Annotated in this window: 12 protein-coding genes; 4 read left to right on the top strand and 8 right to left on the bottom strand. The window is 62.6% G+C overall.

Annotated elements, in window-relative coordinates; genetic code table 11:
* Positions 1-175: 175 nt before the first annotated feature.
* Complete coding sequence (gene ppx, locus NKI46_RS22125) at positions 176-1708, bottom strand: exopolyphosphatase (protein WP_023694682.1); 1533 nt, start codon at positions 1706-1708, stop codon at positions 176-178.
* On the bottom strand, positions 1708-3900 hold the full coding sequence (locus NKI46_RS22120) for an RNA degradosome polyphosphate kinase (RefSeq protein ID WP_023671487.1): 2193 nt from the start codon (positions 3898-3900) through the stop codon (positions 1708-1710). Before NKI46_RS22120 ends, ppx begins: the two co-directional genes overlap by 1 nt.
* 234 nt (positions 3901-4134) lie before the next feature.
* On the opposite strand from NKI46_RS22120, the gene NKI46_RS22115 reads away from it, so the two are divergent.
* Both NKI46_RS22115 and NKI46_RS22110 read left to right on the top strand, forming a co-directional pair.
* Positions 4135-4380: a zinc-finger domain-containing protein gene (locus NKI46_RS22115; protein WP_023705697.1), complete on the top strand. Its 246-nt coding sequence runs from the start codon at positions 4135-4137 to the stop codon at positions 4378-4380.
* A gap of 19 nt (positions 4381-4399) precedes the next feature.
* Positions 4400-5638 carry an FAD-dependent monooxygenase gene (locus tag NKI46_RS22110; RefSeq protein WP_023715184.1) on the top strand — a complete coding sequence of 413 codons (1239 nt, stop codon included), beginning with the start codon at positions 4400-4402 and terminating at the stop codon, positions 5636-5638.
* A 220-nt stretch (positions 5639-5858) separates the two neighbouring features.
* Here NKI46_RS22110 and NKI46_RS22105 read toward each other — a convergent pair whose 3' ends face one another.
* The 6 genes from NKI46_RS22105 to NKI46_RS22080 form a co-directional block, all read right to left on the bottom strand.
* Complete coding sequence (locus tag NKI46_RS22105; RefSeq protein ID WP_352747911.1) at positions 5859-6524, bottom strand: TIGR02117 family protein; 666 nt, start codon at positions 6522-6524, stop codon at positions 5859-5861.
* 105 nt (positions 6525-6629) lie between these two features.
* Positions 6630-7433, bottom strand: a complete 804-nt coding sequence (locus tag NKI46_RS22100) for an amino acid ABC transporter ATP-binding protein (protein ID WP_023671483.1) — start codon at positions 7431-7433, stop codon at positions 6630-6632.
* Between the two features lie 84 nt (positions 7434-7517).
* Positions 7518-8675: an amino acid ABC transporter permease gene (locus tag NKI46_RS22095; RefSeq protein ID WP_023684325.1), complete on the bottom strand. Its 1158-nt coding sequence runs from the start codon at positions 8673-8675 to the stop codon at positions 7518-7520.
* A gap of 4 nt (positions 8676-8679) precedes the next feature.
* Positions 8680-9867, bottom strand: coding sequence for an amino acid ABC transporter permease (locus NKI46_RS22090; protein ID WP_023684326.1), 1188 nt, complete (start codon positions 9865-9867; stop codon positions 8680-8682).
* 62 nt (positions 9868-9929) lie between these two features.
* Entirely contained in the window at positions 9930-10958 is a 1029-nt protein-coding gene (locus NKI46_RS22085; protein ID WP_023684327.1) for an amino acid ABC transporter substrate-binding protein, read from the bottom strand.
* An 89-nt stretch (positions 10959-11047) separates the two neighbouring features.
* On the bottom strand, positions 11048-11239 hold the full coding sequence (locus NKI46_RS22080) for a hypothetical protein (RefSeq protein ID WP_023753133.1): 192 nt from the start codon (positions 11237-11239) through the stop codon (positions 11048-11050).
* A 178-nt stretch (positions 11240-11417) separates the two neighbouring features.
* On the opposite strand from NKI46_RS22080, the gene NKI46_RS22075 reads away from it, so the two are divergent.
* Positions 11418-12587, top strand: coding sequence for a cystathionine beta-lyase (locus NKI46_RS22075; protein ID WP_352747908.1), 1170 nt, complete (start codon positions 11418-11420; stop codon positions 12585-12587).
* 225 nt (positions 12588-12812) lie between these two features.
* Positions 12813-13901: an HPP family protein gene (locus NKI46_RS22070; RefSeq protein ID WP_023715181.1), complete on the top strand. Its 1089-nt coding sequence runs from the start codon at positions 12813-12815 to the stop codon at positions 13899-13901.
* Positions 13902-13976: the final 75 nt, after the last annotated feature.

Genomic DNA, 13976 nt, shown 5'->3' with positions numbered 1-13976 from the left:
CCCGATCGACGGAGTAGAGGAAGGGCTCGAGCCTATTGCCGCCAACGCTTTCCAACGAGGCTCCCTTCCTTTCCCTCCGGAGGGGGAAGGTGGCGGTGCGAAGCAGCGACGGATTGAGGAAGCCGGTCCTCGAACGCGAGGCCGACGACGACATGGTTTTGCTGTCAGGCCGCGCCTACTTCACCGACACGCTCTGCCCACCCTCGACCGCCAGCACCAGACGGCGGTTGGTGATCCGCGCCAGTTGCGCCAGCCGTCCGGCCGGGCGTTCGCCGTAAAGATCGGAAAGTGAGGCCGGCAGCACCAGCGCCAACGTGCCATTGCCGCGGTTTTCCCATTTCAGCCGCGGCATGACGCCGGGCATGGCCGCAGTCAGCAGATAGACGACGCGCAGCACCGCCGCCAGGATGCGGGCGCGATCGAGATAGCGCGGCGTCGCCAGGCCGCGGATTTCCGGCGCCGCATCGTTGAACACGCCTTCGTGGCGGAACAGGCCGACCAGCGCCAGGAAGGCACGGCCGGGGTGATCGACGCCGATGAAGGAGGCGTGGGCAATGATGTTGAGCGACTGCTTGCCGCGATATTCCGGGTGTGCGCGCCAGCCTATATCGGCCAGCAGACAGGCAGCGTGGCGATAGCGCGCCTCATCCTCCGTCTCGTCGATGCCGAAGGCGGCAAAGGTCTTGTCCGTCCATTCGACAAGCTCATGCGCATGGGTGACCGAGCGCGACCGCAGCCGCGCCAGTTCCTCCGAAGCGGAGACCAGCGGATCGGCCTTCTGCTCGGCAGGGTCGAGCAGCGAATAGAGAAACCCTTCGCGCACGCCCAATGCCGAGACGATGATCTTCGACGGCTGCATCGCCGCCATGATCTCCTGCAGCACGACCGCGCCATAGGGCAGCAGCGAACGGCGGTTCTTCGACACGCCTTCGATGCCCTTGACCTTCTCGATCTCGCCTTTCGCCACCTGCTTCAGGAAATTGGCGGCGCTTTCGACACCGATCTCATAGTGGTGCATGACGCCAAGCGGGTAGTTGGTCATTTCCATGTGCAGCCGGGCAAGGTTTCGCCAGGTGCCGCCAACGGCGTAAAAGGGCCGTCCCAGCCCGCCCTTCAACAATTTGGCGCGCGCCAGTTCGTCGCGGGTGATCTTTGCCGCCTGGGCGAGCGAATTCCTGGCCATGTCCTGCAGCCGCAGGCCACCCAGCGGCAGCGTGATGCCGTCGCCGATCGCCTCGCCATTGATGTCGATAAGCTCCAGGCTGCCGCCGCCAAGATCGCCGGCAATGCCATTGGCGGGGTGGAAGCCCGAAATGACGCCAAGCGCTGAATAATGCGCCTCCTGCCGGCCAGTGAGCACGCGGATCTCGGTCTTGAGCACATCCTGGGCGCGGTGGATGAAGTCGGGTCCGTTGATCGCTTCGCGGGCCGCGGCCGTTGCCAGCACAAACATGTGCTCCGCACCCGCCTGGTCGGAGAGCGCGCGGAAACGGCGGAACTCCTCCATCGAGCGCGTCACCGCCTCGGGATCGAGCTTGCCGGTCGAAACGATGCCGCGGCCGAGACCGGCCAGCATCTTTTCGTTAAACAGCAAGGTAGGCGAGCGCGCCAGCCCTTCATAGACGACAAGGCGGATCGAGTTCGAGCCGATGTCGATGATGGACAGCGGCCGGCGATCCTGCAGCCGGCCTTGGGACGTTGAAATCATCAGCCGGTGTTCTTCTTGCGACGCTTGAACTGCGCGATGCGCTTGGGCGCATGCGACTTCAGCGCGTCACCCCGTCCCGACAGGCTCGGATTGGTCATGAAATATTCCTGCGCGTTGAACGGTTCCTCACCCTCCTCCAGCACGACGCGCCGGGAGGTTCCGTCAGCCAATACGTCGAAACTTTGCTGGTTGTCCATGATGTTGCCCAGCATGATCTGGCCAAGGATCTGTTCATGCACCGTCGGATTAGTGATCGGCACCATGGTCTCGACGCGGCGGTCGAGATTGCGTGGCATCAAGTCGGCCGAGGCGATGTAGACGATCGCCTCGTCCGACGGCAGGCCATGGCCGTTGCCGAAGCAGTAGATGCGGCTGTGTTCGAGGAAGCGGCCGACGATCGACTTGACCCTGATGTTTTCCGACAGGCCGGGCACCTGCGGCCGCAGGCAGCAGATGCCCCGCACGACGAGATCGATCTCGACGCCGGCACGGCTGGCGTCATAGAGCGCGTCGATGATGTTGGGATCGACGAGCGCGTTCATCTTCATCCAGATGCGCGCCGGACGGCCAGCCAGCGCGTAGGCGACCTCGTCGGCAATGTGCTTGAGGATACGGCTGCGCAGCGTAAACGGCGAGATGGCGATCCGCATCTCATCGGTCGGCTCGGCGTAGCCGGTGATGAAGTTGAACAGCTGGGCGACATCGCGCGCGATCGTCGGATCGGTGGTGAAGAAGGACAGGTCGGTGTAGATGCGCGCGGTCACCGGATGGTAGTTGCCGGTGCCGAGATGTACATAGTTGCGCAGCTTGCCGTCCTCACGCCGCACCACGAGCGACATTTTCGCATGGGTTTTCAGTTCGAGGAAGCCGAACACGACCTGGACGCCGGCGCGTTCGAGGTCGCGCGCCCAGCGGATGTTGGCTTCCTCGTCGAAGCGCGCCTTGAGCTCGACCAGGGCGGTCACCGACTTGCCGGCCTCGGCCGCGTCGACCAAGGCGCGCACGATCGGGCTGTCGTTGGAGGTGCGGTAGAGCGTCTGCTTGATTGCCACCACCTCCGGGTCGGCCATTGCCTGGCGCAGGAACTGGACCACCACGTCGAAGGATTCATAGGGGTGGTGGACGACGATGTCCTTCTCGCGGATGGCCGCGAAACAATCGCCGCCATGCTCGCGGATGCGCTCGGGAAAGCGCGGATTGTAGGGGGTGAACTTCAGGTCGTCGCGCGGCACGGCGACGATCTCGGAAATCTGGCTGAGCGCCAGCGGGCCGGTCAGAACGCTGATGCGGCTCGAAGAGACGCCAAGCTCGCCGGCGACGAACTCGCGCAATTCACCGGGCATCGACTTGTCGAATTCGATGCGGATGACCGAACCGCGGCGGCGCCGCTTCAGCGCCGTCTCGAACAGGCGCACGAGATCTTCCGACTCTTCCTCGACCTCGATATCGCTGTCCCGGATGATGCGGAAGGTGCCGGAACCCTTGACCTCATAGCCGGGGAACAGCTTGCCGATATAGAGGCCGACAGCCTCCTCCAGTGGAATGAAGCGAACGTGCTGCTTGCGGTCGGGCAGGCGGATGAAGCGCTTCAGCGCCACCGGCAGGCGCAGAAGCGCGCTCATCTCCTCGCCATTCTTGCGGTGGCGCAATTGCAGCGCCATCGAGAAGCCGAGATTGGGAATGAACGGAAACGGATGCGCCGGGTCGATCGACAGTGGAGTCAGGACCGGGAAGACCTGGTCCTGGAAATGATCTTCCAGCCAGACTTTCTCATCCTTGGTCAGTGCATCGCGGGTGATGCTCTCAATGCCTTCCTTGTTGAGCAGCAACATCAGCGCCGAAAGGCTGTTCTGCTGGTCCTCCTGCAGCCGCTCGACCTCGCGCAGCAATTGTTCCAGCTGCTGCTCCGGCGTGCGGCCGTCGGGGCTCTTGAGCGCAATGCCTTCGCGCACCTGGCCGGCAAGGCCGGCGACGCGGACCATGAAGAATTCGTCGAGATTGGCGGCTGAAATCGACAGGAAACGGACGCGTTCGAGCAGCGGATGGTGCTGGTTCTGGGATTCCTCGAGCACACGCCGGTTGAACTGCAGCCAGGAGAACTCACGGTTGACGAACCGATCGGGGTTGCCGCCCTCGGGGCTCGCCACCTCGACATTGATGAATTCGCTCTGCACCGGCTTCAGTTCGTTCATGGTTCCTGCTCTTCCCCCGCCAACCGTCCCTTGGAGCGCCGCTGGACGTGCCATGCCTCTAACACGCTTTTGTGGCGCATGACCCTTCGGCGAAAACCGTTCCGATTTCAGGGACATGCACTTAACCGGCTCAACGTATCCTCTGACAGGCTTTTGCGACAGTTTCATTTCATCGATCTTGCAAACAGGCCTGTTATGTTCCAGATGCTTTTCGACGAGATCAAGGAGACGACGATGGCAGGCGGTTCCATTCCCCATTTCCAGAACGATGCGGGCCATCCGGCAATCGACATCGGCGTCAAGGAATTCATGTGCACCGGCGCCAACCCGCCCTTCGACCACCCGCATGTGTTCCTCGACATGGGCGACGACAATGAAAAGGTCTGTCCCTACTGCTCGACGCTCTACCGCTATTCGGCGAAGCTGAGGGCGACGGAAACGCTGCCGGCCGGTTGCCTTTATATCGACCAGGCCGCCTGATCCTTCCGCGACAAGCCCGATGGAAGACATCAGGTCCCGGCAGGTCATAATCGCCGGGGCCGGCATCGCCGGGCTGACCGCTGCCCTTGCCTTCGCCGGACGGGGTTATCCGGTAAAGCTGATCGAACAGGCACAGCACCTAGACGCGGCCGGCGCCGGCATCCAGCTTTCGCCCAACGCAACACGCATTCTTGGAAAACTCGGCGTGCTCGACCGGCTGCTGCCGGCAGCGTTGCGGCCGGAAGCGGTCGTGCTCAAGGACGCCGGGACGCTGCGCGAACTGGCGCGGGTACCGCTTGGGCAAGCCGCCGAAGCGCGCTGGCAGGCGCCTTATCTCGTCGCTCACCGCGCCGATCTGCAGGCAGCGCTGCTGGCGCAAATGGCGGAACGGCCAGAGATTGAGCTCATAACCGGCGCCCGCGTGACCGGCATCGTCAAAGACGCGCAATATGTCGCCGTGACCGCCGAAGTGGACGGCCGCGAGATCGAGGCACGCGGCAAACTGCTGGTCGGCGCCGACGGCGTCTGGTCGGCGGTCAGGGCGCAACTCGCAGGCGAGGACTTCGTCAAAAGCCGTTTTTCGGGCGAACTCGCCTGGCGGGCTACAATCGCGGCCGACGGTGCGGCCGGAGAGGCCTTTGCCGCGATCGGCGCCGCCGACTGCGTCACCACGTTCCTGCATCCAGGCTTCCACATGGTCGCCTATCCCGTCAGCAAAGGCCGGGCCTTCAATCTCGCCGCATTCACCAAGGGTGAGCGCATGGCCGAAGGTTGGTCGGGCCATGCCGATCCCGCGATCCTCACGGCTGCCCTGCGCGGCACCGCGCCGGGCCTGACGAAGCTTGTGGCACTGGCTGGCCCATGGACGGCCTTTCCGATCCACACCGTCGAACAACAGCGGTGGACGAGCCCGCGGGGCATCGCGCTGATCGGCGACGCTGCGCATGCGATGACGCCGTTTGCCGCACAGGGCGCGGCAATGGCGATCGAAGATGCCATCACGCTTGCCGACGCTATCGCCGATTTCCCTGGCGATCTGCCCAGAAGTTTTCAAATCTGGGAAAATCTTCGGCGGCCGCGTGTCGCCAAGGCCGCGCGTCGTGGGGCCGTAAACCGCCTCGCCTGGCATGCTGCCGGCCCGGTGGCGATCGCCCGCAATCTGTTCCTGGCCATGCGCTCGCCCGACAAGCTCGCCGCCGACCTCGACTGGCTCTATGGATGGCGAGCGGACACTCGGCAGTCTAGATCGTCGACGTAGCGATCCTTCCCACTCCCCTCTGTCCTGCCGGACATCTCCCACTCAAGGGGGGAGATTGGATGTCGCCGTCGCCTTCGCCAAAATCGCCGGCGTTGCAGACAGGAGCGCGGGCAAAACGGCTGATCTCCCTCTTGCGGGGGAGATGGCCGGCAGGCCAGAGGGGAGTGCTGTCCCGCTGACTTCAAAAGATCCAACACTGTCGCGGTGCGATGAAGGACTGCTAGTTATAAAACCGCATCGACAAGCCCAGCGAGGCCGGCAGCGGGTTCCACCAGCCGGTGCGCAGGCCGGCGGTGCGCAGGCCGGCGGCTGTCCAGGTGTTGCAGCCGACAAGCGCGTTGAAATGGCCGTTCGCCTCGAAGAAGCGGTCGACGCTGGAATGGGCGGCGTTCTCGATGACGACCGGACCATGCGGCCCTTGCTGGAAACTCGCGTCGATATAGTTGAGCAGCGCTGCAAAACGTTCCTCATCGATGTCGAAACCGGTGACAGCAGGGTGCGGCTCGGCGATGGCCCCGGCGATATCGACATGCATGACCGAGGCGTCCAGTGTCAGCGCCTTGAGGACGGGCACTGCTTTCAGCTGCGACCAGCTCGGCGTCTCCAGATAGAAGGCCCGGCCGCCCCAGCCAAAGACGATGTAGCGCACTTCCGGGGCGTCGACAGGGATGCCGGCAGCGACCAGGAAATGGAAGCGCCGGCGCACCTCGTCATCGACGGGAATGGCAATGTCGGTGTGGATCGGATTCTCCAGCACCAGAATATGGCGCGTGCCCTCACCCGCCGCTGACGCCGGCCACAGCGGACGCGGCACCAGCGTGCCGAGCGTGGCAGCGAGCGCGACCACGATAATCAGCATGGCCACGAAACGCAGGGCTTTTCTCATGCGGCGGCGGCTTTGTGTTTCAATGGAGAAGATCAACCCCGACCCCAGATAGCAAAAGAGCCCGGCCGCATTACGGCCGGGCTCTTTTGGTTCGCATGAAAATGCTCAGTGCAGGATCTGCGACAGAAACAGCTTCGTGCGCTCGTGGCGCGGATGGTCGAAGAACTCGGCCGGCGTGTTCTGTTCGACGATCTGGCCCTGATCCATGAAGATCACCCGGTTGGCGACCTTGCGGGCAAAGCCCATTTCGTGAGTGACGCACAGCATGGTCATGCCTTCCTCGGCCAGGCCCACCATCGTCTCCAGCACTTCCTTGATCATTTCGGGATCGAGCGCCGAGGTCGGCTCATCGAACAGCATGATGCGCGGGTTCATGCACAGCGAACGCGCGATCGCTACGCGCTGCTGCTGGCCGCCCGACAGCTGGCCCGGATATTTGTTGGCCTGTTCGGGGATCTTGACGCGCTTGAGGAAGTGCATGGCGATTTCCTCGGCCTGCTTCTTCGGCGTCTTGCGCACCCAGATCGGCGCCAGCGTGCAGTTCTCCAGGATGGTCAGATGCGGAAACAGGTTGAAGTGCTGGAACACCATGCCGACCTCGCGGCGCACCTCGTCGATCTTCTTGAGATCGTTGGTGAGTTCCTTGCCGTCGACGATGATCTTGCCCTTCTGGTGCTCTTCCAGCCGGTTGATGCAGCGGATCATGGTCGACTTGCCCGAGCCCGAAGGACCGCAGATGACGATGCGCTCGCCGCGCATCACCTTGAGGTTGATGTCCTTCAGCACATGGAACTCGCCATACCATTTGTGCATGCCGATGATGTCGATTGCGACATCGGTGGTCGAAATGTGCATCTTCTTGGCATCGACCTTGATCTCTTCGGCGCTGACGGCGTTTTCTATGACCATGGCAGGTTCCCCTTTTTGTTCTGTCTTTTAGCTATGATGCATGTCGTTGTCCCAAAACCGCTAAACACTTTTGGGCGACATGCATCAACGTTTGTGGCCGGTGTCGAGCCGGCGTTCCGTATACATCGAATAGCGCGACATGCCGAAGCAGAACAGCCAGAAGACGAAGGCAGCGAAAATCAGGCCGGACTTGGTGGTCTGCGGCGTCGCCCAGTTGGGATCGGAGAAGTTCTGCTTGACGACACCGAGTAGGTCGAACATCGAGATGATGATAACCAGGCTTGTGTCTTTCAACATGCCGATGAAGGTGTTGACGATGCCGGGTATGACCAGCTTCAGCGCTTGCGGCAGCACGATCAGGTTCATCTTCTGCCAGTAACCGAGACCAAGCGAATCCGCCCCCTCATACTGGCCCTTGGGGATCGCCTGCAGACCGCCGCGCACCACCTCCGCCATGTAGGCGGCGGCAAACAACGAGAAGCCGATCAGCGCCCTGAGGAACTTGTCGAAGGAAACGCCGGGGGGCAGGAACAGCGGCAGCATGACGCTGGCAAAGAACAGAACGGTGATCAGCGGGATGCCGCGAACGAATTCGATGAAGATGACGCACAGCATCTTGACTATCGGCATCTTCGAGCGCCGACCAAGCGCCAGCACTATGCCGAACGGCAGCGACACTGCAATGCCGACAAAGGCCAGGCTGAGCGTCACCAGCAGGCCGCCCCATAGCTGCGTCTCGACATGCGGCAGGCCGAACATGCCGCCGACCAGCAGCACGAAAGCGACGATCGGCAGCACCAGGAAAAGCAGGATCGCGTTCAGCCCCTTGCGCGGCACGCGCGGGATCAGCAGCGGCACCAGCAGCGCCACGAACAGTATGGCGACCAGGATCGGCCGCCAGCGCTCCTCAATAGGATAGCGGCCGAGCATGAATTGGCCGAACTTGGCGTTGACGAACGCCCAGCAAGCGCCGGACCAGCCATCCGGCTGAACCCCGCCTTGCGCCGCCGTGGCGCATACCGAGCGATCGGACCCTACCCACTGGGCGCTGATGAAGGCCCAGTTGATGATTGGCGGCAGGATCATCACCACCAGTGCGATGCCCAGTACGGTCAGGATGGTGTCGCCCACCGAACCGATCAGGTTCTTGCGGACCCAGGCGATAGGCCCCCGCACGCCGGCCGGCGCCTGTTGCGCCAGTGCCATTTCGGTCCGCACCCAAGCGGTATCATGTTCCTGCATGGCCTTACCTCTCCACCAGCGCCATCCTGGCGTTGACCACATTCATGACCGCCGACGTCACCAGGCTGATGACGAGATAGACGACCATCATGATCAGCACGTTTTCGACCGCCTGCCCCGTCTGGTTGAGCACTGTGCCGGCGGTCGCCGTCAGGTCCGGGTAAGCAATAGCGATGGCCAGCGACGAGTTCTTGGTCAGGTTCAAATACTGGCTGGTCAGCGGCGGGATGACGATGCGCATGGCTTGCGGCACGACGACTAGCCGCAGGATCGATCCCGGCCGCAGCCCCAGAGCGCCAGCCGCTTCCGACTGGCCCTTCGAGACGCCGAGAATGCCGGCACGCACGATCTCGGCGATGAAGGAGGCTGTGTAGCAGGACAGCGCCAGATAGAGCGACAGGAATTCCGGCCCGATGTGGAAACCGCCGGCCAGGTTGAAGGTCGATTGCTTCGGAAAATCGAAGGTCAGGGGAAAGCCGCTCAGCGCATAGGCCAGAATCGGCAGGCCGACGATCAGCGCCAGGGACGTCCAGAATACGGGAAACTGCTGACCGGTCGCCATCTGCCGCTGGCGCGCCGTGCGGGCGACGAACCATGCCATGGCGATGCCGACAAGCAAGGCGACAAAGATCAGCCAGGAGCCATCACCCCAGATTGCACGAGGAAGATAGAAGCCGCGCTGGTTGAGAAACGAGCCGAATGGCAGGTTGATGCTTTCACGCACCACGGGCAAGACCGCCAGCACGCCCGAATACCAGAAGAAGATCACCAGCAGCGGCGGGATGTTGCGGAAAATCTCGACATAGACCGTGCAGATCTTGCGGATCAGCCAGTTGTGCGACAAGCGGCCGATGCCGACGATGAAGCCGATGATGGTTGCGGTGATGATGCCGGCAACGGCGACGATGAGGGTGTTGATCAGCCCGACGACAATGGCTTTGCCATAGGTATCGTCCGAGTTGTAGGGGATGGCGCTGACTGAGATATCGAAGCCGGCACGGCTTTTCAGGTAGCCGAACCCGGAAGAAATGTGCAGGCGCTGCAGATTGTCGATGACGTTGTGGACAATCCACCAGACGCTCGCCACCAGCAAGACGACAACCACCGCCTGGAAGACAACTCCACGGACTTTTGGATCGTTGATGAAGGAACCGCGGCTCGGCTCCTCGCGTAGGACTTCCTGCGACGCCATTGCCCATCCCCTGCAAAGAGAAACCGGAAGGCAGACAATCTGCCTTCCGGATCGCATTTCGATCAGCGGATCGGTGGCGCGTATTGCAGGCCGCCCTTGGTCCACAGCGCATTGATGCCGCGCGCGATCTTCAGCGGGCTGCCGGTGCCGACATTGCGCTCGAACATCTCACCGTAATTGCCGACTGCCTTGACGATGTTGACGACCCAGTCATTGCTAACGCCGAGATCGGTGCCGATCTTGGTTTCGGGTTCCTGGCCGAGCACGCGCTTGATCTCCGGGTTGTCCGAGGTCTTCATCTCGTCGACATTGGCCTGGGTGATGCCCAGTTCCTCTGCCTGCAGCAGCGCGAAATAGGTCCACTTGACAATGTGGTACCACTGGTCGTCCCCCTGGCGCACGGCCGGGCCGAGCGGTTCCTTGGAGATGATCTCGGGCAACACGACATGGTCTGCCGGCGCGCTGAGCGTCAGGCGGATGCCGTAGAGACCCGACTGGTCGGTGGTGTAGACATCGCAACGGCCCGCGTCGTAGGCGGCGTTGACCTCTTCAAGCTTTTCGAAGACGACCGGGTTGTACTCCATCTTGTTCGCCTTGAAGTAGTCGGCGAGGTTGAGCTCGGTCGTGGTGCCGCTCTGCACGCAGACTGCCGCACCCGAAAGCTGCAGCGCCGAATTGACGCCCGGCAGCTTCTTGGCGTTGATCATGAAGCCCTGGCCGTCATAATAGGTGACGCCGACGAAGTTCAGGCCAAGTGCCGTATCGCGATTGATGGTCCAGGTGGTGTTGCGCGACAGGATGTCGACTTCGCCCGACTGCAGTGCGGTGAAGCGCTCCTTGGCGCTGAGCGGCGTGAACTTGACCTTGGTGCCGTCGCCGAAGACGGCGGCCGCGACCGCGCGGCAGAAATCCACATCGATGCCTTTCCATTCACCCTTGTCGTCAGGCGCAGCGAAGCCGGCAAGACCTGTGTTGGTACCGCACTGGATGAAGCCTTTCGCCTTGACGTCGTCGAGCGTGCTCGCCGACGCGGCCGAAGCCATCCATCCAAGCGCAGCGGCGCCGAGAATGCCAATTGCAATGTGTTTCATAACCCACAGACCCTTTTCTGTTTTCAGGTAAACCCTGATCCTCAGGCAAATCCTGATCTTTTCCCGCGTGAACCCGGCTCCCATCCGGCTCATTCCCGGAACCCCGCGTCGTAACCGACGCCCGGCCCCTCCCATTCACGAACTGCATCGAAGGCGATTATCTCTGTGAGGTCAAGGGAAATGACCGTTTCACGACAGCTTTGAAAACCAATTGCCGCAAATGCCTGAATTGCAGACAACATCATCAGGAAAGCAGCAAGCCCCGCAAATAAAACCGGCAAAGTCCGTCGACGCTAATCCACATCCACTCATGAAATCCGCGGCTCTGGATCGCCACGCATTCCAGACTATTCATGGGGGAATTGGCCTATGCAAAGGGCACCGTCTGGCGGGCGCCCGCTGTTGCACGGCCAATGCCGCCGCTCTATGGCTAGCGCTTTCACCACAAGGCGAAGAGCAATGGCGACTGACGGCAACGAAATGGGTATCAACACGCGGCTTGCCCATTCGGGCAACAATCCGCACGACTATTTCGGCTTCGTCAATCCGCCGATCGTGCATGCCTCGACCGTGCTCTATCCCAACGCGTCGGTGATGGCGGCGCGCAGCCAGAAATACACCTATGGCACACGCGGCACGCCGACCACCGATGCGTTGGCGCATGCGATCAACGCGCTGGAAGGCTCCGCCGGTACCATAATCGTGCCGTCGGGCCTGGCGGCGGTGACCGTCCCGTTGCTGGCGTTTCTCTCGGCAGGCGATCACATCCTGATTGTCGATTCCGTCTACCATCCGACCCGCAATTTCGCCGACACGATGCTGAAGCGGCTGGGTGTCGACGTCGAGTATTACGATCCGCATGCCGGCGCCGGCATCGCCAGCTTGATCAAGCCGAACACCAAAGTCGTGTTTACGGAATCACCGGCCTCCAACACCTTCGAGGTGCAGGACGTTCCGGCGATCGCCAAGGCGGCGCATGAAACGGGCGCCATCGTCATGATGGACAACACCTGGGCAACGCCGCTCTATTTCCGTCCGCTCGACCACGGCGTGGATATCTCGATCCATGCGGCGACGAAATATCCGGCCGGCCATTCGGATGTGCTGCTGGGCACAGTGTCTGCCAATGCCAACTGCTGGAAGCAGCTTTGCGAGACGTTCTACACGATGGGCTGCTGCGCCGGCCCCGACGACGTCTACCAAGTCCTGCGCGGCCTGCGCACGATGGGCGTTCGGCTGGATCACCATCAAAAGAGCGCGCTTGCCATTGCCGTCTGGCTTGAAGGCCAGCCCGGCGTGGCCCGCGTGCTGCACCCGGCGCTCCCCAGCCACCCCGACCACGCGGTGTGGAAGCGTGATTTTTCCGGCTCGAGCGGCATCTTTTCCATCGTGCTCAAAGGCGGCGGCCAGAGACAGCAGCACGCTTTCCTCGATGCGTTGAAAATCTTCGGTCTCGGCTATTCCTGGGGCGGCTATGAGAGCCTTGCCGTGCCGGTCTTCCTTGGCGACCGTACCGTTGCCAAGGGCCCCTATGACGGCCCGCTGATCCGGCTGCAGATCGGGCTCGAGGATGTCGAGGACCTCAAGGCCGATATCCTGCGCGGGCTGGAAGCGGCCGCTGCGGCATGACACCAGCAAACTTGCGAAGCTGATTCCGCTGGTCCGCCCAACCCGTTGAAAGAATTGGCGAGCGACTTTCGCAGGCGATCGACGTCGCAAAGCCGCTCATCGGTCAACCAAGCGCAATGTTATTTCCCCAATGCGCGCTTTTTCGGATCGGTTTGACTTTCAAAATCGTCGGTCCAACGCCATTGCAGGCGCTGCGCGCACAATTCCAGCCGGACTGAGCTTGCCATGGCCTTTCGTCTCTTTGTCCCCATTCTCGCCGGCGCGACGCTGCGCGAGCGCCTCATCGCCTGCATCGGGGCGATGATCGGCATTGCGCTGACCGGCGCGATCGGCGCGCTGGTGCTTGGCAATGGCCCGCATGTGCCGCTGCTGGTGGCGCCGATGGGGGCGTCGGCGGTGCTGCTGTTTGCGGTGCCTGCAAGCCCGCTGGCGCAGCCATGGTCGATCATCGGCGGCAATACAATATCGGCGCTGGTCGGCGTGATCGTGGCCCATTTCGTCCATCAGCCCGTTCTCGCCACGGGCATTGCCGTGGCGATGGCGATCGCCGCCATGTCGTTCTCGCGCTGCCTGCATCCGCCGGGCGGAGCCGCCGCACTGACCGCCGTGCTCGGCGGGCCGGCCGTGATCGGTGCGGGCTTCCTGTTTCCGTTCGTGCCGGTGGCGCTGAACTCCATGATGCTGGTCGCGCTCGGCTATGCTTTCCACAGGCTGTCGCGACGCAGCTACCCGCATGTGCCGGCCCCTGCCCCGAAAAGCACGCACGGAACCATCGATCCGCCGGCTCAGGAGCGCATCGGCTTCCGGGCCGAGGACATCGATGCCGCGCTGGCTGCGCTCGACGAGACCTTCGACATCGACCGCAACGATCTCGAACAGCTGCTGCGACAGGTCGAACTGCAAGCGACGATGCGCGCACACCGAACCATGTTGTGCGAGGACATCATGTCCCGCGACGTGATTTCGGTCGATGAACACGCGTCCGCCGATCGGGCGCGTCATCTGCTGCTCGACCACAATATCCGCACGCTGCCGGTTGTCGACAAGGACGCCAGGCTGGTCGGCACCGTTGGATTAAGGGAATTGGCGCGAGCCGACGAAGCCGTCGGAAGCGTTACCTCGACAGCGTCGACCGCCGCCGCCGGTACGCCCGCCATGGCCCTGCTACCGGTGCTCACCGACGGCCGCACCCATGCAGTCATCATCTTGGACGGGGACAGCCGCATCCTTGGCCTGATCACGCAGACCGACCTGCTTGCGGCCACGGCGCGAGCGCAGGCTGCTGACAAGCCGCTGGCGGAAGCAGTATTCTAGGCGCCGTCGGAGCCGGGCGAAAATGGCCGGGAACCTTTTGCCGGCGATGTCATCCAATGTCTTGATCGAGGTTTC

This window comes from Mesorhizobium sp. M0615 (genome assembly GCF_040320805.1).
GTDB lineage: Bacteria > Pseudomonadota > Alphaproteobacteria > Rhizobiales > Rhizobiaceae > Mesorhizobium.
Note: the sequence above shows the minus strand (reverse complement) of the source record. Positions and strands in the feature narration are given on the sequence as shown.

What these genes read in the sequence shown, in the direction of transcription:
- ppx (WP_023694682.1), bottom strand. Translation starts at nt 1,708, where the DNA reads ATGATTTCAACGTCCCAAGGCCGGCTGCAGGATCGCCGGCCGCTGTCC.
- NKI46_RS22120 (WP_023671487.1), bottom strand. Translation starts at nt 3,900, where the DNA reads ATGAACGAACTGAAGCCGGTGCAGAGCGAATTCATCAATGTCGAGGTG.
- NKI46_RS22115 (WP_023705697.1), top strand. Translation starts at nt 4,135, where the DNA reads ATGGCAGGCGGTTCCATTCCCCATTTCCAGAACGATGCGGGCCATCCG.
- NKI46_RS22110 (WP_023715184.1), top strand. Translation starts at nt 4,400, where the DNA reads ATGGAAGACATCAGGTCCCGGCAGGTCATAATCGCCGGGGCCGGCATC.
- NKI46_RS22105 (WP_352747911.1), bottom strand. Translation starts at nt 6,524, where the DNA reads ATGAGAAAAGCCCTGCGTTTCGTGGCCATGCTGATTATCGTGGTCGCG.
- NKI46_RS22100 (WP_023671483.1), bottom strand. Translation starts at nt 7,433, where the DNA reads ATGGTCATAGAAAACGCCGTCAGCGCCGAAGAGATCAAGGTCGATGCC.
- NKI46_RS22095 (WP_023684325.1), bottom strand. Translation starts at nt 8,675, where the DNA reads ATGCAGGAACATGATACCGCTTGGGTGCGGACCGAAATGGCACTGGCG.
- NKI46_RS22090 (WP_023684326.1), bottom strand. Translation starts at nt 9,867, where the DNA reads ATGGCGTCGCAGGAAGTCCTACGCGAGGAGCCGAGCCGCGGTTCCTTC.
- NKI46_RS22085 (WP_023684327.1), bottom strand. Translation starts at nt 10,958, where the DNA reads ATGAAACACATTGCAATTGGCATTCTCGGCGCCGCTGCGCTTGGATGG.
- NKI46_RS22075 (WP_352747908.1), top strand. Translation starts at nt 11,418, where the DNA reads ATGGCGACTGACGGCAACGAAATGGGTATCAACACGCGGCTTGCCCAT.
- NKI46_RS22070 (WP_023715181.1), top strand. Translation starts at nt 12,813, where the DNA reads ATGGCCTTTCGTCTCTTTGTCCCCATTCTCGCCGGCGCGACGCTGCGC.